Origin of the sequence: Sphingomonas aquatilis (assembly GCF_014196115.1) — a bacterium.
Lineage (GTDB): Bacteria > Pseudomonadota > Alphaproteobacteria > Sphingomonadales > Sphingomonadaceae > Sphingomonas > Sphingomonas aquatilis.
In genome coordinates, this window is the sequence record NZ_JACIDB010000001.1 from 264310 (window position 1) to 283568 (window position 19259).

23 protein-coding genes are annotated in these 19259 nt (G+C 67.7%); 14 read left to right on the forward strand and 9 right to left on the reverse strand.

Features of this window, described 5'->3' with window-relative positions:
• The first annotated feature begins 4 nt into the window (after positions 1–4).
• Positions 5–898 (forward strand): LysR family transcriptional regulator, encoded by an 894-nt coding sequence (locus GGR47_RS01250; RefSeq protein WP_147035852.1) that lies wholly within the window; start codon positions 5–7, stop codon positions 896–898.
• Here the strand turns inward: GGR47_RS01250 and GGR47_RS01255 are convergent.
• From GGR47_RS01255 to GGR47_RS01265, 3 genes are read right to left on the reverse strand one after another with little or no spacing between them, the layout of a single operon-like run.
• A complete protein-coding gene (locus GGR47_RS01255; RefSeq protein WP_043060294.1) occupies positions 859–1089 on the reverse strand; it encodes a helix-turn-helix domain-containing protein in 231 nt (76 codons plus the stop codon). The two genes, GGR47_RS01250 and GGR47_RS01255, sit on opposite strands and share 40 nt — an antisense overlap.
• The gene (locus GGR47_RS01260) at positions 1089–1721 is read right to left on the reverse strand and encodes a hypothetical protein (protein WP_147035828.1); all 633 of its coding nucleotides are present in this window, start codon (positions 1719–1721) and stop codon (positions 1089–1091) included. Before GGR47_RS01260 ends, GGR47_RS01255 begins: the two co-directional genes overlap by 1 nt.
• Positions 1721–2350, reverse strand: coding sequence for a hypothetical protein (locus GGR47_RS01265; RefSeq protein ID WP_147035827.1), 630 nt, complete (start codon positions 2348–2350; stop codon positions 1721–1723). Before GGR47_RS01265 ends, GGR47_RS01260 begins: the two co-directional genes overlap by 1 nt.
• Positions 2351–2433: 83 nt before the next feature.
• Between GGR47_RS01265 and GGR47_RS01270 the strand changes: the two genes are divergently transcribed.
• The 8 genes from GGR47_RS01270 (at position 2434) to GGR47_RS01305 (ending at position 8981) form a co-directional block, all read left to right on the forward strand.
• Positions 2434–3093, forward strand: coding sequence for an acyloxyacyl hydrolase (locus GGR47_RS01270; RefSeq protein ID WP_147035826.1), 660 nt, complete (start codon positions 2434–2436; stop codon positions 3091–3093).
• The gene (locus GGR47_RS01275; RefSeq protein WP_147035825.1) at positions 3090–3392 is read left to right on the forward strand and encodes a hypothetical protein; all 303 of its coding nucleotides are present in this window, start codon (positions 3090–3092) and stop codon (positions 3390–3392) included. The genes GGR47_RS01270 and GGR47_RS01275 overlap by 4 nt, the downstream gene beginning before the upstream one ends.
• 379 nt (positions 3393–3771) lie before the next feature.
• On the forward strand, positions 3772–4938 hold the full coding sequence (gene crtY, locus GGR47_RS01280) for a lycopene beta-cyclase CrtY (protein WP_147035723.1): 1167 nt from the start codon (positions 3772–3774) through the stop codon (positions 4936–4938).
• A 16-nt stretch (positions 4939–4954) separates the two neighbouring features.
• Complete coding sequence (locus GGR47_RS01285; protein ID WP_017977504.1) at positions 4955–6430, forward strand: phytoene desaturase; 1476 nt, start codon at positions 4955–4957, stop codon at positions 6428–6430.
• 77 nt (positions 6431–6507) lie between these two features.
• Positions 6508–6891, forward strand: coding sequence for an endonuclease domain-containing protein (locus GGR47_RS01290; RefSeq protein ID WP_147035722.1), 384 nt, complete (start codon positions 6508–6510; stop codon positions 6889–6891).
• Positions 6891–7427 carry a septal ring lytic transglycosylase RlpA family protein gene (locus GGR47_RS01295; protein WP_147035721.1) on the forward strand — a complete coding sequence of 179 codons (537 nt, stop codon included), beginning with the start codon at positions 6891–6893 and terminating at the stop codon, positions 7425–7427. The genes GGR47_RS01290 and GGR47_RS01295 overlap by 1 nt, the downstream gene beginning before the upstream one ends.
• Positions 7428–7465: 38 nt before the next feature.
• Positions 7466–8047 (forward strand): LOG family protein, encoded by a 582-nt coding sequence (locus GGR47_RS01300; RefSeq protein WP_043060303.1) that lies wholly within the window; start codon positions 7466–7468, stop codon positions 8045–8047.
• Positions 8037–8981 (forward strand): phytoene/squalene synthase family protein, encoded by a 945-nt coding sequence (locus GGR47_RS01305; RefSeq protein ID WP_147035720.1) that lies wholly within the window; start codon positions 8037–8039, stop codon positions 8979–8981. Before GGR47_RS01300 ends, GGR47_RS01305 begins: the two co-directional genes overlap by 11 nt.
• Before the next feature lie 52 nt (positions 8982–9033).
• Here GGR47_RS01305 and GGR47_RS01310 read toward each other — a convergent pair whose 3' ends face one another.
• The 3 genes from GGR47_RS01310 to GGR47_RS01320 all read right to left on the reverse strand — a co-directional run bounded on the left by GGR47_RS01310 (position 9034) and on the right by GGR47_RS01320 (position 11292).
• Complete coding sequence (locus GGR47_RS01310) at positions 9034–9618, reverse strand: GNAT family N-acetyltransferase (protein ID WP_147035719.1); 585 nt, start codon at positions 9616–9618, stop codon at positions 9034–9036.
• Between the two features lie 4 nt (positions 9619–9622).
• Entirely contained in the window at positions 9623–10465 is an 843-nt protein-coding gene (gene hemF, locus GGR47_RS01315; protein ID WP_147035718.1) for an oxygen-dependent coproporphyrinogen oxidase, read from the reverse strand.
• 362 nt (positions 10466–10827) lie between these two features.
• Positions 10828–11292, reverse strand: a complete 465-nt coding sequence (locus GGR47_RS01320; protein WP_147035717.1) for a tRNA (cytidine(34)-2'-O)-methyltransferase — start codon at positions 11290–11292, stop codon at positions 10828–10830.
• Positions 11293–11452: 160 nt separating this feature from the next.
• Here GGR47_RS01320 and petA point away from each other — a divergent pair, with 160 nt between their 5' ends.
• The 5 genes from petA to GGR47_RS01345 all read left to right on the forward strand — a co-directional run bounded on the left by petA (position 11453) and on the right by GGR47_RS01345 (position 16127).
• Positions 11453–12034 carry a ubiquinol-cytochrome c reductase iron-sulfur subunit gene (gene petA, locus GGR47_RS01325; RefSeq protein ID WP_017977513.1) on the forward strand — a complete coding sequence of 194 codons (582 nt, stop codon included), beginning with the start codon at positions 11453–11455 and terminating at the stop codon, positions 12032–12034.
• 16 nt (positions 12035–12050) lie between these two features.
• The gene (locus GGR47_RS01330) at positions 12051–13337 is read left to right on the forward strand and encodes a cytochrome b (protein WP_017977514.1); all 1287 of its coding nucleotides are present in this window, start codon (positions 12051–12053) and stop codon (positions 13335–13337) included.
• Between the two features lie 24 nt (positions 13338–13361).
• Positions 13362–14225 carry a cytochrome c1 gene (locus GGR47_RS01335; RefSeq protein ID WP_017977515.1) on the forward strand — a complete coding sequence of 288 codons (864 nt, stop codon included), beginning with the start codon at positions 13362–13364 and terminating at the stop codon, positions 14223–14225.
• A gap of 398 nt (positions 14226–14623) precedes the next feature.
• On the forward strand, positions 14624–15154 hold the full coding sequence (locus GGR47_RS01340; protein ID WP_147035715.1) for an adenine phosphoribosyltransferase: 531 nt from the start codon (positions 14624–14626) through the stop codon (positions 15152–15154).
• 310 nt (positions 15155–15464) lie between these two features.
• Complete coding sequence (locus tag GGR47_RS01345; protein ID WP_147035714.1) at positions 15465–16127, forward strand: hypothetical protein; 663 nt, start codon at positions 15465–15467, stop codon at positions 16125–16127.
• A gap of 29 nt (positions 16128–16156) precedes the next feature.
• Here the strand turns inward: GGR47_RS01345 and GGR47_RS01350 are convergent, their stop codons facing one another.
• The 3 genes from GGR47_RS01350 to ychF form a co-directional block, all read right to left on the reverse strand.
• The gene (locus GGR47_RS01350; protein WP_147035713.1) at positions 16157–16603 is read right to left on the reverse strand and encodes a MaoC family dehydratase; all 447 of its coding nucleotides are present in this window, start codon (positions 16601–16603) and stop codon (positions 16157–16159) included.
• 11 nt (positions 16604–16614) lie between these two features.
• Positions 16615–17946 (reverse strand): alkaline phosphatase family protein, encoded by a 1332-nt coding sequence (locus GGR47_RS01355; RefSeq protein ID WP_147035712.1) that lies wholly within the window; start codon positions 17944–17946, stop codon positions 16615–16617.
• A 175-nt stretch (positions 17947–18121) separates the two neighbouring features.
• Positions 18122–19222, reverse strand: coding sequence for a redox-regulated ATPase YchF (gene ychF / locus GGR47_RS01360; RefSeq protein ID WP_116461987.1), 1101 nt, complete (start codon positions 19220–19222; stop codon positions 18122–18124).
• Between the last annotated feature and the right edge of the window lie 37 nt (positions 19223–19259).

Here is a 19259-nt window from a genome sequence, read left to right on the forward strand (position 1 = left end):
GCGCATGGATCGCGCCCAATTGCCCCTCAACGCGCTGCGTGCCTTCGAAGCGGCGGCGCGGCACCTCAACTTCACCCGTGCGGCGATCGAATTGTGCGTCAGCCAGGGCGCGGTCAGCCATCAGGTCGCGCAGCTCGAACGCCGGCTGGGTACGCGGCTGTTCCATCGGTTGCCGCGCGGGCTCGCGTTGACCGACGACGGCCATGCCTTGGTGCCGGTACTCGCCGAAACGTTCGACCGGATCGGCGCGACGCTGGACGGCTATGCCGACGGTCGCTTCCGCCATCCGCTGCATATCGGCGTCGTCGGCACCTTCGCGACGGGCTGGCTGATCGAGCGGATCGACGATTTCGACGCGACGCATCCGCACATCGACCTGCGCCTCGCGATCAACAACAACCGCGTCGATCTGGCGGGCGAGGGGCTCGATTATGCGATTCGCTTCGGTGACGGCGCATGGCATGGCACAGCGGCGGAGGCCGTGCTCGACGCGCCGCTGACCCCGCTCTGCGCGCCCGCCGTCGCGGCGCGACTGACCACCCCGGCCGATCTGGCGCGCGAACGGTTGCTGCGGTCCTACCGCCCCAGCGAATGGAGCCTGTGGTTCGCCGCCGCCGGAGCTGACGGGCCACCCTTGCGCGGGCCGATGTTCGACAGTTCGGCGCTGATGGCGGGCGCGGCGGCGGCGGGCCAGGGCGTCGCGCTCGCCCCGCGCGCGATGTGCCTGCGCGATCTCGCCAGCGAACGACTGATCCAGCCCTTCGCCATCGAGGTCGACGCCGGCCGCTACTGGCTGACCCGCCTGCTGTCGCGCAAGGAAAGCCCGGCGATGCAGGCGTTCCGCCGCTGGCTGCTCGATCAGTCCGCCGCCTTCAGGTCGTCGTCCGACGATTCGTAGCCCAGGATGTCGCCCGGCTCGCACTCCAGATAGCGGCAGATCGCGGCGAGCGTGCCGAAGCGCACGCCCTTCACCCGGCCCGATTTCAGCAGCGACAGGTTGGATTCGGTGATGCCGATCGCCTCGGCAAGCTCCTTCGACCGCACCTTGCGGCGCGCGAGCATGACGTCGAGGTTGACGATGACCGGCATCAGACGAAATCGTCCAGATCGCGTTGTGCCTGCAACCCCGATTCGAGCGCCCAGACCGCGGCGTAGGCGGCAAGGCCGAGTAGTAGCGGCATCGCCATCGCGTTGAAATTGAGGGCGATCAGCCAATGCGGTCCCCAGGAGGTTCCGCGATAGAGCAGCATCTGGCGCAGGCTGTCCGACAGCGGCTGCGCGATCGCCCAGAGGATCGCGGCGATCGTCGCGCGCCGCAGCCACGGCAACGCCTGCGCGAAGGCATCGCGGGGCGGCCCTCCTAGTCGGCGCAGCGCGATTCCGACTGCGACGAGCAGGACGACCAGCGGCCCGACGTCGATCGCTTCGATCCCGGCAAGGCCGAGGCGGACCAGCGGCCGCTGCACATAGACCTTGAGGCGCTGGATATCGGCGGGCGCGGCGCGCAGCTTTTCGGCATCCTGCTCGTCGAACAGCGTGACGGGGTCGGAGGACCAGGTGCAGCCCTGGTCGCCGCAATGCGATCGGGGCGCTGGCCACAGGCCGGCGAGCGGGATCGTCGCCGCGACGAGCGCCGCGATCAGCAGGAACAGCAGGCCGGCGATACGGCAGCGGCGCGCTTTGCGGGCGATTCGGGTACGGGGGGCGAGCGGCGGGCGCATCAGACGAAATCGTCCAGATCGCGTTGTGCGCGCAACCCCGCTTCGATTGCCCAGATTGCGCAATAGGCGGCGATGGCGAGCAGCAGGCCGGTCGCGATGTCGGCGAGGTAAATGTTCGTGTACAGGGTCGGTCCGGCCGGCGTGCCCGGCGACAGCCACGATTCGAGCGCGGTCTGATACACCGCATGGGCGAGCGTCCAGACGATGGCGGCGATCGAGGCGCGGCGCAGCCACGGCAATGCCCGTTGCAACGGATCGGCACCGCGTCCACCGAGGCGGCGGAGGGCCACGCCAACGCTGAACAGCAACGCGGCAAAGGGCAAAGCGTTGATCGCCTCGATCCCCGCAAGGCCCCAGCGCACCCGGCCCTGCGCGGCAAAGGCGTTCAACGCCTTCAGCGCGGCGGGCGACGCCTCCACGCGCAGTCGCTCGTCGCTGTCGATCATCGTGACCGGCCGCGCCTCCCACACGCAGCCGTAGCCGCCGCCGCATCCCGGCGACGCGCCCGGGGTCAGCCCGGCAAAGACGATCACCGGCAGCATTACCGCGGCGCCGATCAGAAACACCAGCCCCGCAAGCCGACACAGCCACGCCTTGCGCGGCGGCAGCCAATATCCGTCCTTCATCATATTCTTTCTGTTTGACAGAAATTTCTTGGCTTCATACACGAATGAGGCCGGCTGGTCGACAGCCGTGGAAGGGGACACACGTCATGAAGACCGGGATGATGCGCCTGTTGGGCGCCACGATGCTGCTTGGCCCGACGCCGGCGATGGCGCAGGATTTGGTGACGCATGCGCCCGAAGTGGCGATCGGCGTGCTGCGGCACGGCGCGAACTTCCATCCGCTGGGCAGCCAGCTGACCTTCCCGATACTGCCGCCGGGGCAGGTGTATGAGGGCATGGAAGAGGATGGCACCACCGACATTCAGCTCGTCTATCGCAGTAAGATGATGCCGATCCGCTGGGCGCTGAAACCGCGGCTGACGGCAAAGGTGCAGGTCAGCACTGCGGGCAAGACGAGCTTTGCGAGTCTCGGCGCGGAATGGCGGCAGCATGCCTTCAAGGGCCGCGTCTACGCGCAGGTCGGCATCGGCGTGACGATCCACGACGGCTATCGCTATTTGCCGAACCCGTTCCTGCCCGGCCTGGACAGTGCGGAGGCCTGGCGTCGCTACGAAATCTATCAGACCCGCACCGGCTTCGGATCGCGCGTGCTGTTCAACCCCAATGCCGCGATCGGCGTGCGGATCGACCGGCGCTGGGCGGTCGAGGCGACCTGGGAGCATTTCAGCCACCGCCAGCTGTTCTCGGACGTCAATCCGGGCATCGACAATGTCGGGATCCGGCTGGTCCGGGCGCTGGGGCGGTGATCGCCCTCGCGCTGCTGCTGGCGGTGACGCCCGTCGCGGAGCCGCCGGGCGAGGACATCGTCGTGACCGGGCGACGACGCGCGGCGAGACGGCTGCGGATCGTGACCAAGACCGACCGCCGCACCGGCGACATACGCTGCGTCTTCAAACGGCGCAGCGGCGATGCCGCACTCGATGCGGGGATGTGCGCAGGCCTGCTCGCCTGCGCGCCGATGTCGTGGACCAGCGCCGAGGTGACGGCGTGCATGACGCCGGTCTGGAAGCGGCTGATTGGTGGCGAGGCGGCGCCTGCGGGGTGATGCGCAGGCCTGTCGTTTTGCCCCCCGTCACCCCGGACTCGGTCCGGGGTCCACCGGGCCACGGGGGGACGGCAAGAGCCTCTGACCATCCCCCTCGCCGCAGAGTGGACCCCGGACCAAGTCCGGGGTGACGGCGTGAATGGGGCCATGGTCGCCTTCCGCCCCCCATCGTCATGCCCGCGAAGGCGGGAATCCAGACGCGCTACCGTCACGCCCCCGGCCGGAACGTCAGAGGGTACGGATTCCCGCCTTCGCGGGCATGACGGACCGGAGGTGGCAAGCCTCCCTGCGCGCCGTCCGATCGCGCCCCTCATCGGACCGACGGTTAGGCCTCGAACCCGGGTTCTCTCCCCCCCGTCTTTCGGCTACGCGCTCCTCCATGGGCACGACGATCCGTTGCGACCTGGCGATCGTCGGGGGTGGGCTGGCCGGCGGCCTGATCGCGCTGGCGGTGAAGGCGCGCGCGCCCTCTTGCGACGTGCGCATCGTCGAGGGCGGCGCGACGCTGGGCGGCGATCACGTCTGGTCGTTCTTCGGCAGCGATGTCGCCCAGGCCCATCGCGGACTGGTGCAGGACATGGTGGTGCATGGCTGGCGCGGCTATGACGTCGTCTTCCCTCACCTGACGCGCGATGTCGACGCGACCTATTATTCGATCACCAGCGAACGGTTCGACGCCGTGCTGCGCGCCAAGCTGCCGGCGCAGGCGATCATGACCGGCCGGCGCGTGCTGGCACTGTCGGCGACCGCCGTGGTGCTGGGCGACGGCGACCGGATCGAGGCCGGCGGTGTCATCGATTGCCGCGGCCCCGGCGACCTCGATACGCTGGAGCTCGGCTGGCAGAAGTTCGTCGGCCACGAACTGGCGTTGCCGACGCCCCACGGCATCGAGCGGCCGCGGGTGATGGACGCGACCGTCGACCAGATCGACGGCTATCGCTTCGTCTATTGCCTGCCCTTCGCGCCCGACCGGATGTTCGTCGAGGACACCTATTACAGCGACACGCCCGGCCTCGACTTGCCGGCGATCCGCGCGCGCATTGCCGATTATGCGCAGGCACGGGGCTGGGCGGGCGCACAGGTCGTGCGGCGCGAGGCGGGGTCGCTGCCGATCACGCTCGGCGGCGATTTCGAGGCCTATTGGCGCTCGACCGGCAAGGGCATCGCCAAGGCGGGGATGCGCGCCGGCCTGTTCCAGCCCGCGACCGGCTATTCGCTGCCCGACGCGGTGCGCTTCGCCATCGCGCTGGCGGACAGCGGCGACTGGTCCGGCGCAAGCCTCGCCACCTTCGCCTATGATCACGCGCGCGAGCACTGGCGACGCGGCGCATTCTACCGCATGCTCAACACGATGATGTTCCGCGCGGGCGATCCGGCGGAACGCTGGCGCATCATCGAACGCTTCTACCGTCTGGACCCGGCGCTCATCACCCGTTTCTATGCGGGACGGTCGAGCATCGGGGACAAGGCTCGCATCGTAACAGGGAAACCGCCGGTGCCGGTCGGTCGCGCGCTGCATGCGCTGCGGACGACGGCATGGCGGTAGGACAGGGATAGAACACATGAAGTCGGCGATCGTCATCGGATCGGGATTCGGCGGGCTGGCGCTGGCGATCCGGCTGCAATCTGCGGGCGTCGCGACGACGATCGTCGAAGCGCGCGACCGGCCGGGCGGCCGGGCCTATTATTGGGAAAAGGACGGCTTCACCTTCGACGCCGGGCCGACCGTCATTACCGACCCTGCTTGTCTGCAGGAATTGTGGGCGCTGACCGGGGCCGACATGGCGCGCGACGTCACGCTGGAGCCGGTGACGCCCTTCTACCGCCTGAATTGGCCCGACGGCACGAACTTCGATTACACCAACGACGAAGCGGCGTTGCAGCGCGAGATCGGCAAGCTCGATCCCGCCGACATCGCCGGCTACCACCGCTTCCTCGAATATGCCGAGGGCGTATACCGCGAAGGCTATGAAAAGCTCGGCCATGTCGCCTTCCTCGATTTCGCGTCGATGGTGAAGGCGGCGCCGGCGCTCGCGAAATACCAAGCGTGGCGGTCGGTCTATTCGATCGTGTCGAAGTTCGTGAAAAACGAGAAACTGCGCGAGGCGCTGTCGTTCCACACCCTGCTGGTCGGCGGCAATCCGATGACGACCAGCGCCATCTACGCGCTGATCCACAAATTGGAGCGCGACGGCGGCGTGTGGTTCGCGCGCGGCGGCACCAACCGGCTGGTCGCCGGCATGGTCGCGCATTTCGAGCGGATCGGCGGCACGCTGCGCCTCGGCGATCCCGTCACCGCGATCGAGACGCTGGGTGACCGGGTGACCGGCGTCACCACGCAAAGCGGCTGGACGATGCAGGCCGATGCCGTCGCCGCCAACAGCGACATCATGCATACCTATCGCGACCTGCTGAAGACGTCGCGCAGCGGCCAGCGCACCAAGGCGGCGCTCGAAAAGAAGCGCTATTCACCGTCGCTCTTCGTCGTCCACTTCGGCATCAAGGGCGCGTGGCCCGGCATCCCGCACCACATGATCCTGTTCGGCCCGCGCTATAAGGGGCTGCTCGAGGACATTTACGACCACGGCGTGCTCGCCCAGGATTTCTCGCTCTACCTCCACCATCCGACCGTCACGGACCCGAGCCTCGCGCCGGAGGGTCATTCGACCTTCTACGCGCTTGCCCCCGTGCCGCACATGGGCAAGTTCCCGGTCGACTGGAACGAGATCGGCCCGATCCTCGAAAAGCGCATCCTCGACGAGGTCGGCCGCCGCCTGATCCCCGATATCCACGATCGGATCGTGACCAAGTTCAGCTACGCCCCCAGCGACTTCGCCGCCGATCTCAACGCGCATCTGGGCAGCGCCTTCAGCCTCGAACCGATCCTGACGCAGAGCGCCTATTTCCGCGTTCACAACCGCGACGACCATATCCCGAACCTGTATTTCGTCGGCGCCGGCACGCACCCGGGCGCGGGCATCCCCGGTGTGGTCGGCAGTGCCAAGGCCACCGCGGCGCTGATGCTGTCGGGGCGGTGACCTCTTCCTCCCCTCCCTGACAAGGGAGGGGCCGGGGGTGGGTTGCCCTCCGCATCACGATCGGCCAGCCTCGCACGATGCCCCGGATCGCGCCTTACATGACCGCCAACGCGCGGGCGCTCCGCACCGACGCGACCGAGGCGGAGCGACTGATCTGGCTGCGCGTGCGCGGCCATCGCCCGCGGTTCACGCGGCAATTGCCGGTCGGGCGTTACATCATCGATCTCGCGTGTCGCAGCGTAAAGCTGGGCGTCGAGTTTGACGGTAGCCAGCATGTCGACAGCCTTGGCGATGAGGCGCGGACGCAGTGGCTTGAGGGATTGGGATGGCGGGTGATCCGGTTCTGGAACAGCGATGTCGTCGCCAATCCAGACGGCGTGGCGGAGGTCATCTTGGCCGCCGTTGCGCAATGCGGCGGGCCGACCCACCCCCGGCCCCTCCCTTCCAGGGAGGGGAGGTGATGCGGCGCTTCGCCGTTCTCTTCCTCGCCCTCTCCCTCGCCGCCTGCGGCGGTCGCGCCGTCACCGACGTGCCCGTGAAGATCGGCCGCCCTTATACCGTCCGCGGCGTCACCTACGTCCCAGCCCCCGCGCCCGGCTATGACGCGCTGGGCTACGCCGGCTGGTACGGCAGCGAATCGGGCAACGTCACCGCGCGCGGCGAGCGGTTCCGCGCCAAGGCGATCAGCGGCGCACACACCACACTGCCGCTGCCGAGCTATGTCGAGGTGACCGCGCTCGACACCGGCCGCACCATCCTGTTGCGCATCAACGATCGCGGCCCCTTCGTGCGCGGGCGGATCATCGACCTGTCGCGCGGAGCGGCCGATCTGCTCGGCATCCGGGCGAACGGCACCGCGGCGGTGCGCGTCCGGCTGGTCGACCCACCCGAACGCGACCGCGCCCGGCTGCGCGCGGGCAAGCCCGCCAGCCCACGCCCGAATGCGTCGCCCGACACGCTCGCCACGCTCCGACAGCGCTGGATGGAGACGCGCTGAGCTTGCCGCTGGGCCCGCATCGGCGTAGCGGCAGCGCCATGAAACGTCTTGCCATCTATTGCGGGTCGGCGACGCCCGCTGATCCCGTCTATATCGAATCGGCCCGCGCGATCGGGCGGACGCTGGCCGAGCGCGGCATCGGCGTCGTCTATGGCGGCGGCCGGCTGGGGCTGATGGGCGCGATCGCCGACAGCGCGCTCAGCGCGGGCGGCGAGGTGATCGGCGTGATCCCGCAGGCGCTGGTCGATGCCGAGGTCGCGCATCGCGGCCTCACCGAACTGCACGTCGTCAGCGGCATGCACGCGCGCAAAGCCGCCTTCACCGACCTTGCCGACGGCTTCGTCACCATCCCCGGCGGCACCGGTACGATGGACGAATTGTGGGAGGCGCTGAGCTGGGCGCAGCTGGGCTATCACGCCGATCCGGTCGGCCTGCTCAACGTCGCGGGCTATTACGATCACCTGATCGCCTTCTGGGAAAAGTCGGCCGAAGTCGGCTTCCTGCGCCCGCAGCACCGCGACCTGCTGATCGTCGACACGACGCTGGACGGCCTGCTCGACAAGATGGCGGCGCATGTGCCGACGCAGCCGATCGTACGGATGAAGACGTCTGACCTCTGAGGCGCAGCCCTCCCGCGACGCGATCGTCGCGACCGCGCACGAATCGATCGCCAAGGGATCGAAGAGCTTCGCGGCGGCGAGCCTACTGTTCGATCCGGCGACGCGCGAACGGGCGTGGCTGCTCTACGCCTGGTGCCGCGCGTGCGACGATATCGCCGACGGCCAGGACCACGGCCACGACCTGCGCCCGGTCGAGGATGCACCCCGCCGCATCGTGGAGATGGCGGCGCTCACCGACGCGGCGCTCGAGGGCGAGGTGGTGGGGGTGCCCGCCTTCGACGCCTTGCGCATCGTCGCCGCCGAAACGCGCCTGCCGCGCCGCTTCGCGCACGATCTGATCCAGGGCTTCCGCCTCGATGGCGACGGCTGGCGGCCGCGCACGGAGGGCGACCTGCTCACCTATTGCTACCATGTCGCCGGCGTCGTCGGATGCATGATGGCGGTCATCATGGGCGTCGACCCGGGCGACGACGCGGTGCTCGACCGTGCCTGCGACCTGGGCCTCGCCTTCCAGCTCGCCAATATCGCCCGCGACATCGACGAGGATGCGCGCGGGGGACGCTGCTATCTGCCGTCCGACTGGCTGGCGGAGAAGGGGATCGCCCCCGACGCCATCCTCGCCCCCGAACACCGCCCGGCGCTGGCCGAGCTGGCGCGTCGCCTGACCGACCGCGCCGCGGCGTTCGAAGCGAGCGCCCGCGTCGGCACGCGCGCGCTGTCGTTCCGATCGGCCTGGGCGGTGCTGGCAGCGGCGCGCATCTACGGCACGATCGGTCGCAAGGTCGCCGCACTCGGCCCAGCGGCGTGGGACGCGCGCGTCACCACGTCGAAGGGCGAAAAGATCGCCTTCATCGTCCAGTCGGCAATCGAGGCGCGCGGCCGGCACGAGATCCCCGACACGCCCCGCACCGGCCTTTGGACGCGCCCGCGCTAGACGCGGCAATGGTCGTCATCCCAGTCTGCGCTGGGGAGACGGTTGCGTCAGGTCACCCCAGATACGGAATGTGTGCGCCCATCTCCACCGGCAGCAGCCCCAGCCGTCGCGGGTCGGGAAAGGTCTCGATTGTCCGCTTGACCGCCACGAAGCCCTGCTTCCGGTAGAAGACCAGCGCCGCCGGGTGATCGAGCGTGCACGTATGCACCCACACCCGCGTCACCCCCGGCCGCCAGCAGCGCGCCATCGCCTCCGCCATCAGCCAGCTGCCATGGCCGCGGCCGGCGAGTTCCGGCACCAGACCGAAATAGGACAGCTCGCACGCCCCCGCATGGTGCAGGTCGAGTTCGAGCAGCCCCACCTCGATCCCAGCGCGATCGGTGACGGCATAGACCTCCACACCCGGATCGTGGACGATCGCCCTCAGCGCCGCATCGTCCATCGCTAGCCGCGAATACCATAGCCACGGTCCCCCGACGCGGCGGAACAGCGTGCGGTATTTCTCCGGCTCGGGCGTCGCCCAGCGCACCAGCCGCAGCGGCGATGCGGGCAGGGGGCGCAGCGGCGGGCGGCGCGTCATCTCCAGCGTGGTGACGATCGTCGCGAGGTCGCCATCGTCGACCGGGATCAGCGCCATCGCGTCAGGCCCAGTTCGCGCGCGGCGGCAGGCTCATCAGGATCGCGTCGATGTTGCCGCCGGTCTTCAGCCCGAACAACGTGCCGCGGTCATAGACCAGGTTGAACTCGGCATAGCGCCCGCGCCATTCCAGCATCTGCGCCTCGTCCGCCGCGTCGAAGGCATCGTGCATCCGTCGCCGCACGATGCGCGGATAGACGTCGAGGAACGCCTCGCCCACGGCGCGCGTGAAGGCGAAGTCGGCGTCGAAATCGCCCTCCAGATGATCGTAGAAGATACCGCCGACGCCGCGATGCACTTTCCGGTGCGGGATATAGAAATAGTCGTCCGCCCACGCCTTGAAGCGCTCGTAATAGTCGGCCCCGTGCGCATCGCACGCGGCTTGCAACACGGCATGGAACTCCGCCGTGTCGCCCTCGACCGGCAGCGGCGGGTTGAGATCGGCACCGCCGCCGAACCATTGCTTGGTCGTGCGCAGGAAGCGCGTGTTCATATGCACCGCGGGAACGTGCGGGTTGGCCATGTGCGCGACCAGGCTGATCCCGGTCGCGAAGAAGCGCGGGTCCTCGCCCGCGCCATGGATCGTCTTGCCGAATTCGCCCTCGAACGTGCCGCCGACGGTCGAGACGTTGACGCCGACCTTCTCGAACACCTTCCCCTTCATCACGCCGCGCACGCCGCCGCCACCCGGCTCGCCCGACGGATCGACGCGGTCCCACGGCGTATAGTCGAACGCCGCATCCGACCCCGCCTCGCGCTCGATCGCCTCGAACGCGGCGCAGATGCGGTCCCGCAGCGATTCGAACCAGTGGCGGGCGGCGGTCTGTTGGTCGTCGAGCGTCAGCATGGGCAACGGCTTAGCGGCGCGGGGGAGGGGGTGTCGATGGGGCGGATTGTCTCAGTCGGATGACGTTGCAGGTGTCATCGGATCATATATCCTGCCCGGATGGACGAGAGCCGCTACAAAGGTGGAGGTACTCGCGGGGGTAGATGGGGCTGCGCCCTAGCTGCCTTGTGCGGTACTCCAGTGGCTCTGTTCGCCACCCTTGTCGCGACCTTGGGCGACTGTATGCCGGATGAGCAATGTCATCCGGGATTTCTGCCCGCGGTAGTCGCTCCTACGCTTCTCATTGAAGTACCTATTGGATTGGGCGTGCGATGGTTGGTGAATCGGTACTTTCCGGGCCGAGATTGATCACCAAGTTGACCCTACGCGCTCGGCCACCCGCCCGTCTGCCGCAGCGCTTCCGCCGCGACGATCGCCGCCGACACCGACAGGTTCATCGACCTGAGGCCCGGCGCCATCGGGATCACCACCCGCGCGTCCGCCCGTGCATGCACCTCTTCCGGCACGCCCGCGCTTTCGCGACCGAACAGCAGCAAGTCGTCCGCCCGGAACGCAAAGTCATGCAGCGGCGTCGCGCCGCGCGTGGTCAGCAGCACCAGCCGGCCGGTCGCCTGCCGCTGGAACGCGTCCCAGTCCGCATGCCGCGTCACCGACACATGTTCGATATAGTCCATTGCCGCGCGCGCGACGCGCTTGTCGTCCCACTGGAATCCCATCGGCTCGATCAGGTCCAGCGCCACGCCCAGGCACGCGGCTGTGCGCATCACCGCGCCGACATTGCCGGCGATATCGGGCTGGTAGAGAGCGATGCGCAGGGGGCTGGTCATAGCTCGCGTCCTTAGCGGCGGGCTGGCGAAGCGCAAAATGCTGTTGGCAAAGCGCGCGGCCGCCGTCTATCAGGCCATAAGCCCGCCGTGGGGACGGCAGGGTTCGGTGGGGCTGCACTCCGGCACTTCCGCAAGAACATAGACGCAAGGGCAGAGACGAATGGCGATTGACGACAACGTACCTCCCGGTGAATCGCCGGCGCCGTTCCACGAGGAAGTCCACGATCCCCGCCGTCGCGATTTCATCAATATCGCCGCCGTGTCCTTTGCCGGCGTCGGCGCGCTCGCGATCGTGCTGCCGCTCATCAACCAGATGAACCCGTCGGCGGACGTGCTGGCGCTGTCGACCACCGAGGTCGATCTGTCCAAGATCCAGCCGGGCCAGGCGATCAAGGCGCAGTTCCGCAAGCAGCCGCTCTTCGTGCGCAACCTGACGCCGAAGGAAATCGCCGAGGCGAATGCGGTCGACATCAAGACGCTGCGCGATCCCCAGACGCTCGCCGAACGCACCAAGCCGGGCAAGGAAAACTGGCTGATCACGCTTGGCGTCTGTACGCACCTCGGCTGTGTGCCGCTCGGCGCGGGCGAGGGCGAGAACAAGGGGCCGTTCGGCGGCTATTTCTGCCCGTGCCACGGCTCGGCCTACGATACCGCGGCGCGCATCCGCCAGGGACCGGCGCCGAAGAATCTGCACGTGCCCGATTATGCGTTCAACTCCGACACCGTCGTGACGGTCGGTTAAGGGAAAGGTAGACCACATGAGCTTTCCCTGGGCCAAGCATTACGAACCCAAGCAGCCGCTGATGCGCTGGCTGGACGAGAAGCTGCCGCTGCCGCGCCTCGTCTACAATGCCGTCGGTGCGGGCTATCCGGTGCCGCGCAACCTCAACTATTTCTGGAACTTCGGCGTCCTTGCCGGCGCCGCGCTCGCGATCCAGATCATCACCGGCGTCGTGCTGGCGATGCATTATGCCGCCAATGCCGGCGTCGCCTTCGGCTCGGTCGAAAGTATCATGCGCGACGTCAACGCCGGCTGGTTCCTGCGCTATGCGCACGCCAATGGCGCGTCGATGTTCCTCGCCGTCGTCTATATCCACATCGGCCGCGGCCTCTATTACGGGTCGTACAAGGCGCCGCGCGAGATGGTGTGGCTGCTCGGCGTCGTCATCTTCCTGCTGATGATGGCGACCGCCTTCATGGGCTATGTGCTCCCCTGGGGGCAGATGAGCTTCTGGGGCGCGCAGGTCATTACCGGCTTCTTCTCGGCGATTCCTCTGGTGGGTGAGACGATCCGCGTCTGGCTGCTGGGCGGCTATGCGCCGGATAACGCCACGCTCAACCGCTTCTTCTCGCTCCACTATCTGCTGCCGTTCGTGATCGCGGGCGTCATCATCCTGCACATCTGGGCGCTGCACATTCCGGGGTCGAACAACCCGACCGGCGTCGAGGTCAAGGGCGAACAGGACACGGTGCCGTTCCATCCGTATTACACGGCGAAGGACGGCGTCGGCGTCGGCGTGTTCATGCTCATCTTCGCGCTGCTGATCTTCTTCAGCCCGAACCTGCTCGGCCACCCGGACAATTATATCGAGGCGAACCCGCTCTCGACGCCGGCGCACATCGTGCCCGAATGGTACTTCCTGCCCTTCTACGCGATCCTGAAGAGCTTCACCGCGAACTTCATCCTCGACGCGAAGCTGTGGGGCGTGCTGGCGATGTTCGGCTCGATCCTGCTGCTGTTCTTCCTGCCGTGGCTGGATACGTCGCCGGTGCGCTCGGCAAATTATCGTCCGAAGTACCGCATTTTCTTGGGGGTCCTGCTGCTCGACGTGCTGGTGCTCGGCTATGTCGGCGGGGCGGAAGCGAATGCGCGCAACGTGATTCTGGGGCAGATCGCCTCGGCCTATTATTTCGCGCACTTCCTCATCATCCTGCCCTGGGTCGCCCGGTCGGAGCGTCCGCGCCCGCTGCCCAATTCGATCACCGAAGCGGTGCTGGCAAAGCACGGTGGCACCAGCCTCGCGCACAGCGCGGCGCAAGCCTGAACCGACTGGGGGACAATCAGAACCATGCCTCGCATCATCGCCTCCCTGGTCGGCGCCGCCTTCATCTTCGTCCTCGGACTCGCGCTCTTCGGCACCGCCAAGACCGCGATCGAGGATCCGGCGAAGGAAACCGTCGAACAGCTCTTCCACATGCACCCCGAGAATATCGGGCTGTCGTCGAACGGCTTCTTCGGCAAATATGACAATCAGCAGCTGCAGCGCGGCTTCCAGGTCTACAAGGAAGTCTGCTCGGCCTGCCACAGCCTGAAGTACGTCGCCTTCCGCGACCTGCAGAAGATCGGCTATACCGAGGCCGAGGTGAAGGCGATCGCCAACCAGTGGGTGATCGAACAACCGACCGTGAACCCGGAAACGGGCGAAGCCTCGACGCGCAAGAACGTCGCCAGCGATCGCTTCCCGTCGCCCTTCGCCAACGAAGTCGCCGCGCGCGCCGCGAACAACAACGCGCTGCCGCCCGACTTGTCGCTGATGACCAAGGCGCGCCACGACGGCTCGAACTACGTTCATGCGCTGTTGATGGGCTATCGCAACCAGGCCGGGTATAAGAACGAGAAGGGCGAAGAGCTCCTCAAGATGTTCCCGGATGCGAAGACGCCGCAGGGCCTGCACTTCAATCCGTGGTTCGCGAACCTGAACATCGCGATGCCGCCGCCCCTGACGCAGGACGGCCAGGTCACCTATTCGGACGGCACCAAGGCGACCAAGGACCAGATGGCGCGCGACATCGCCGCCTTCCTGACCTGGACCGCCGAACCCAACCTCGACACCCGCCATGGTGCGGGCCTCGCGGCGGCGCTGTTCCTGCTGGTGTTCTGCTTCCTCGCCTGGGGCGCCTACCAGAACGTCTGGCGCGACATTAAGCACTGATCCCGATCGCCTGACCGGCGGTTCGGAGAGACGGGGCGGGCGGTGCGGCCAGGCACCGCCCGCCCTTGTCGTTTGCAGACTGGCAGAGATACGGCCGCGCCCCACTCTCCTTGTCATTTCCGCGAAGGCGGGAATCCAGACGCGCTACCGTCGCGCTTCCTGCCGCAAGGTCAGAGGTTCTGGATTCCCGCCTTCGCGGAAATGACGGTTGTCGGGAGGCACGGGGGGCATATCTTCGTTCGTCATCCCGGCGCACGCCGGGATCCATGGACGCGATGAGGAAGCGTTGGCGCGGCGCGTTGGCCGCCCGCCACCATGGATTCCGGCGCCCGCTGCGATGACGAAGGAGGGGGCATCTCCCATTGACCCCGCCCCCGCCACACGCGACACACGCCCCCATGAACGACGACCTGAAAGCGCTGATCCGCACGATCCCGGACTTCCCCAAGCCCGGCATCCAGTTCCGCGACATCACCACGCTGCTGCTCGATCCCGCCGGCCTCGCCGCGACGATCGACCGCATGGTCGCCGTCACCACGGGCCCCGTCGATCTGATCGCCGGGATCGAAGCCCGCGGCTTTTTGTTCGCGGCCGCGCTCGCCGTGCCCCTGAAGGCGGGCGTGCTGCTGATCCGCAAGGACGGCAAACTCCCCGGCGCGACGATCGCCGAGGATTATGCGCTCGAATATGGGCAGGACCGGATCGCGATGCACGAAGATGCGCTGGTGCCCGGCCAGCGCGTGCTGCTGGTCGACGATCTGATCGCCACCGGCGGCACCGCGCGCGCCGCGGTCCGGCTGCTGCGCAAGGCGGGCGCCATCGTCGAGCAGGCGCAGTTCGTGATCGACCTGCCCGACCTCGGCGGCGCGGACGCGTTGCGCGCCGACGGCGTGCAGGCCGATGCCCTCTTCGCGTTCGAGGGGCACTGAGGGGCCGGAACGTCGCCAACCCGGCCGTCGCGGCCGCTCCAATCCCCCCAACCGTCACCAATACCGTCCGCCCTGAGCCTGTCGAAGGGCGGGGCGCCTCAAGCGGTCGGTGTGCGTGCGGAACGCGGTGCTTCGACAGGCTCAGCGCGAGCGGAGGACGCGTAGCACCACGCGGGTCTTGCCCCCATCGCCCGCTCATCACCCATTCAGCCGGAACCCGCGACGATCCGCCCTCGTTGAACGACAATAGGTTGCGTCCCCGATTCGCCAATCCGACTCGCCGGCGCCCCTCGATGATGGGAGAGCATCCATGATCTTCAAGCGTTTGGCATTGGTCGGCCTGTTGTTCGGCACCGGTGTCGCAACCAGCGCCTGCACCGACGGCTATGGCTATAGCGGCGTGTCCGTCGGCTACGGCACCGGCGGCTATGGCTATTACGACGACGGCTTTGCCGATCCCTATTACGGCGGCTACGGCTATGGCGGCTATCCCAGCTATTTTGGCTGGTACGGCGACTATTATTATCCGGGCACCGGCATTTACGTCTACGATCAGTACCGCCGACCCTATCGGTGGAACGACGGCCAGCGCCGCTATTGGGAGCAGCGCCGCAACCAGTGGCGTGGCGACCGCAACTTCCGCAACGACTGGAACGGCTTCGATCGTCGCAATGGCTGGCGCGGCGATCGGCCGGGTGGCCCCGGTGGCCCGGGGGTGGGCAATCCCGGCCGACCGGACTGGGGCAATCGCGGCAATTGGCGCGGTAACCGCCAGAATTTCTCGGGCCAACCCGCGCCCGCACCGCAGCCGCCGGCCGGCGCGGCGTCCGCGCCCAATCCGCAGCCCAATTGGCAGGGCCAGCGCAACTGGAATGGCAACCGCAATTGGGGCGGCAACCGCAACTGGAACGGCAATCGGAGCTGGGGCGGCAATCGCGGCGGCGGCCCACGCGGCGACCGCGGTCGCCGCTGATCGACGGGGGTGCCGCGCTGCCGGCGCCCCTATCGCTCGCGGGTGGCGATCAGCCCGTTCGACACGAAGGTCATCACCGGCACGTCAAGCTGGTTAAACACGGTCATGCGGCTCTTGAAGATGCCCATCTCCGGTCGGCTGGCCGATCGGCGCTTGTCCAGCACCTCGCTTTCGCAGCGTAGCCGATCGCCCGGATAGACCGGTGTCAGCCAGCGCAATTCGTCGATGCCGGGCGATCCCAACCCTGCCTGGTCGTTCGCCTTCAGATGTTCGACCAGCATCGCCATCGTCATCGCACACGTATGCCAGCCGCTGGCGGACAGCCGCCCGAAATGCGTCCGCGCCGCCGCCGCGTCGGACAGGTGAAAGGGCTGGGGGTCGTATTTCTCGGCAAAGGCGATCACCTCGTCTCGCGTCACGGCGTAATCGCCGAACCGTGCCGTGCTGCCGACCTCGATGTCCTCGAAATACTGCACCCGTCGCTCTCCTATCGTTTGAGCACCTGCCTAAACGGTGCGTCGTTCCCGTCCAGCCCCTGACCCGCGGGCAGGTTCAACAGATCGCGCAGCAAGGGATTGATGTCGGTATTGTCGAAGCTGGCCAGGCGCTTGCCGCCGACGAAAGCCGGGCCGTTGGCGATGAACAGCGCCGCCATGTCGGGCGCCTGATTGTCGTAACCGTGCGCGCCGCCGCTGAACGCGGTCTTCACCGCCGTCTTGGTGATCATCCAGCCCGGCTCGGCCAGACAGATATAGGGCGGCACACGCGGATTGGTGCCGTAACGCAGCCGCGCCGGGATCTCCCCCTTGCGCCAGCATTGCATGTGCGCGTGGGGTTTCAGCAGCGCCGTCTCCAGCGCCTGCTGCCGCCCCGGCATGGGGTACAGGCCCATATAGGGTCCGCTATTGAGCGTCCGATACGTGCGCGGGTCCGCGATCCGGTCGATCGCGATCGTGCGCGTGCTGCTGGTCGCGGACATGCCGTGGTCGGCGACGATGACCAGATTCGCCGGCAGGTTGAGGTCGCGCAGACCCGCGACCAGCCGCCCGATCTGGCTGTCGACCTTGGCGGCCGCCTGCGTCACCTCGGGTGATTGCGGCCCATACGCATGGCCGGCGCTGTCGACGATGTCGAAATACAGCGTCACGAAGCGCGGCCGTGTGGCCGCCGGGCGGCGCAGCCAATCGATCACCGAATCGACCCGCTGTTCGCCCGTCACCGCCTGGTTGAACTGCTGCCAGTCCTCGGGCCGGGTGGCATGCGCGACCGTGCCATGGCTGTCGGGCAGCAACGTGCCGCCCCAGCCGACGTTCGCGCCCGGCCAGAACATCGTCGCGGTGCGGACGCCCGCCTTTTCCGCGGTGACCCAGATTGGTTCGGCCTCGTTCCACCAGAAGGGGTCGTCGTTGGCCATGGTGAAGGTCTCGCCGGGGCGTGCCGAGTCCTCCATCGTGTTGCCGACGATGCCATGGTGGTCGGGCACCTTGCCCGTCACCAGCGTCCAGTGGTTGGGGAAGGTCACCGACGGGAAGGACGGCCGCATCGACGCCGACACCCCGCCTGCGGCCAGCGCGTTGAGGTTGGGCGTGACGCCACGGTCGAGATAATCGGGCCGGAAGCCGTCGATCGACACGAGGATCGTCACGGGCGGCGTCACCGTGCGCGGCAGCGGCGCGGGCGGCGCGTCGGGCTCGGCAGGCAAAGTCGCCGTTTGCGACGGCGCGGGCTGCGTCACCGGCGACAGCGCGGGCGGCGTGGCGGGCAGCGCGCAGGCGCCGAGCGCGAGCGTGGCGAGAAAAGCGGTCGGACGAAGGTTCACGCGGCGATCACCCCGATCATGGCAGGCATGCTTGCCTTTAGCCGCGAGCGGGGAGAGGCGACAAGGGCAGAGCAGGCGGCGCTTGCGTCCGCCCGTCCCAGGTCGTGCCCGAAGGCGAGAACGGTGAAGAGACGGGGCAAGGCGAGCCCGGCAGGCCGCCGCCTCGACCGCCCGCTTACACGTTGAACCGGAACAGCATCACGTCGCCGTCGTGGACGACATATTCCTTGCCTTCCTGGCGCAGCTTGCCCGCTTCGCGCGCGCCCGCTTCGCCCTTGCAGGCGACGTAATCGTCGAACGCGATGGTTTCGGCGCGGATGAAGCCGCGTTCGAAGTCGGTGTGAATCTCGCCCGCCGCGTTAGGCGCCTTGGCGCCGGCATGGACGGTCCAGGCGCGCGCTTCCTTGGGGCCGACGGTGAAGAAGGTCAGCAGCTTCAGCAGCTTGTACCCGGCGGTGATGACGCGGGCGAGGCCGGTTTCCTCCAGCCCCAGTTCGCTCAGGAACTCGCCCCGATCCTCGGGCGCCATCGTCGCGATCTCCGCCTCGATCGCCGCAGAGACGACCACCGCCTCGGCGCCTTCCGCCTTCGCCTTTTCGAACACCTTGGCCGACAGCGCATTGCCGTTCGCCGCATCGGCTTCGTCGACGTTGCAGACGTAGAGGACGGGCTTCGCCGTGATCAGCTGCGCCTGCGCGAAGACGCGTGCCTCTTCGGCATCCTTGGGCTGCGTCAGGCGCGCGGGCTTGCCGTCGCGCAGCAGCTCGAGCGCCTGGCCCAGCACCGCCGCGCCGATCTTGGCCTCCTTGTCGCCCTGCTGCCCCTTCTTGATGAGGTTGGGAACGCGCTTTTCCAGGCTTTCGAGGTCGGACAGCATCAGCTCGGTCTCGACCGTCTCGGCGTCGGCGATCGGATCGACCTTGCCCTCGACGTGCGTCACGTCGCCATCGGTGAAGCAACGCAGCACGTGGACGATCGCGTCCACCTCGCGGATATTGCCCAGGAACTGGTTGCCCAGCCCTTCGCCCTTCGACGCACCGCGGACCAGGCCGGCGATATCGACGAAGGCGAGCTGCGTCTCGATGATCTTCGCCGAGCCGGCGATCTCGGCGAGCTTGTACAGCCGCGGGTCGGGCACCGCGACGTTACCGACATTGGGTTCGATCGTGCAGAACGGATAATTGGCCGCCTGCGCCGCTGCCGTCTCGGTCAGTGCGTTGAAAAGCGTGGACTTGCCGACGTTGGGCAGGCCAACGATGCCGCAGCGGAAACCCATGGGTCGTGCTCTGTTTTCTGCAAAGGGAATGGAGGCC

Bases quoted from the DNA above. Each gene is read 5' to 3' on its own strand.
- GGR47_RS01250 (WP_147035852.1), top strand. From the start codon at position 5: ATGGATCGCGCCCAATTGCCCCTCAACGCGCTGCGTGCCTTCGAAGCG.
- GGR47_RS01255 (WP_043060294.1), bottom strand. From the start codon at position 1,089: ATGCCGGTCATCGTCAACCTCGACGTCATGCTCGCGCGCCGCAAGGTG.
- GGR47_RS01260 (WP_147035828.1), bottom strand. From the start codon at position 1,721: ATGCGCCCGCCGCTCGCCCCCCGTACCCGAATCGCCCGCAAAGCGCGC.
- GGR47_RS01265 (WP_147035827.1), bottom strand. From the start codon at position 2,350: ATGATGAAGGACGGATATTGGCTGCCGCCGCGCAAGGCGTGGCTGTGT.
- GGR47_RS01270 (WP_147035826.1), top strand. From the start codon at position 2,434: ATGAAGACCGGGATGATGCGCCTGTTGGGCGCCACGATGCTGCTTGGC.
- crtY (WP_147035723.1), top strand. From the start codon at position 3,772: ATGGGCACGACGATCCGTTGCGACCTGGCGATCGTCGGGGGTGGGCTG.
- GGR47_RS01285 (WP_017977504.1), top strand. From the start codon at position 4,955: ATGAAGTCGGCGATCGTCATCGGATCGGGATTCGGCGGGCTGGCGCTG.
- GGR47_RS01290 (WP_147035722.1), top strand. From the start codon at position 6,508: ATGCCCCGGATCGCGCCTTACATGACCGCCAACGCGCGGGCGCTCCGC.
- GGR47_RS01295 (WP_147035721.1), top strand. From the start codon at position 6,891: ATGCGGCGCTTCGCCGTTCTCTTCCTCGCCCTCTCCCTCGCCGCCTGC.
- GGR47_RS01300 (WP_043060303.1), top strand. From the start codon at position 7,466: ATGAAACGTCTTGCCATCTATTGCGGGTCGGCGACGCCCGCTGATCCC.
- GGR47_RS01310 (WP_147035719.1), bottom strand. From the start codon at position 9,618: ATGGCGCTGATCCCGGTCGACGATGGCGACCTCGCGACGATCGTCACC.
- hemF (WP_147035718.1), bottom strand. From the start codon at position 10,465: ATGCTGACGCTCGACGACCAACAGACCGCCGCCCGCCACTGGTTCGAA.
- GGR47_RS01320 (WP_147035717.1), bottom strand. From the start codon at position 11,292: ATGACCAGCCCCCTGCGCATCGCTCTCTACCAGCCCGATATCGCCGGC.
- petA (WP_017977513.1), top strand. From the start codon at position 11,453: ATGGCGATTGACGACAACGTACCTCCCGGTGAATCGCCGGCGCCGTTC.
- GGR47_RS01330 (WP_017977514.1), top strand. From the start codon at position 12,051: ATGAGCTTTCCCTGGGCCAAGCATTACGAACCCAAGCAGCCGCTGATG.
- GGR47_RS01335 (WP_017977515.1), top strand. From the start codon at position 13,362: ATGCCTCGCATCATCGCCTCCCTGGTCGGCGCCGCCTTCATCTTCGTC.
- GGR47_RS01340 (WP_147035715.1), top strand. From the start codon at position 14,624: ATGAACGACGACCTGAAAGCGCTGATCCGCACGATCCCGGACTTCCCC.
- GGR47_RS01345 (WP_147035714.1), top strand. From the start codon at position 15,465: ATGATCTTCAAGCGTTTGGCATTGGTCGGCCTGTTGTTCGGCACCGGT.
- ychF (WP_116461987.1), bottom strand. From the start codon at position 19,222: ATGGGTTTCCGCTGCGGCATCGTTGGCCTGCCCAACGTCGGCAAGTCC.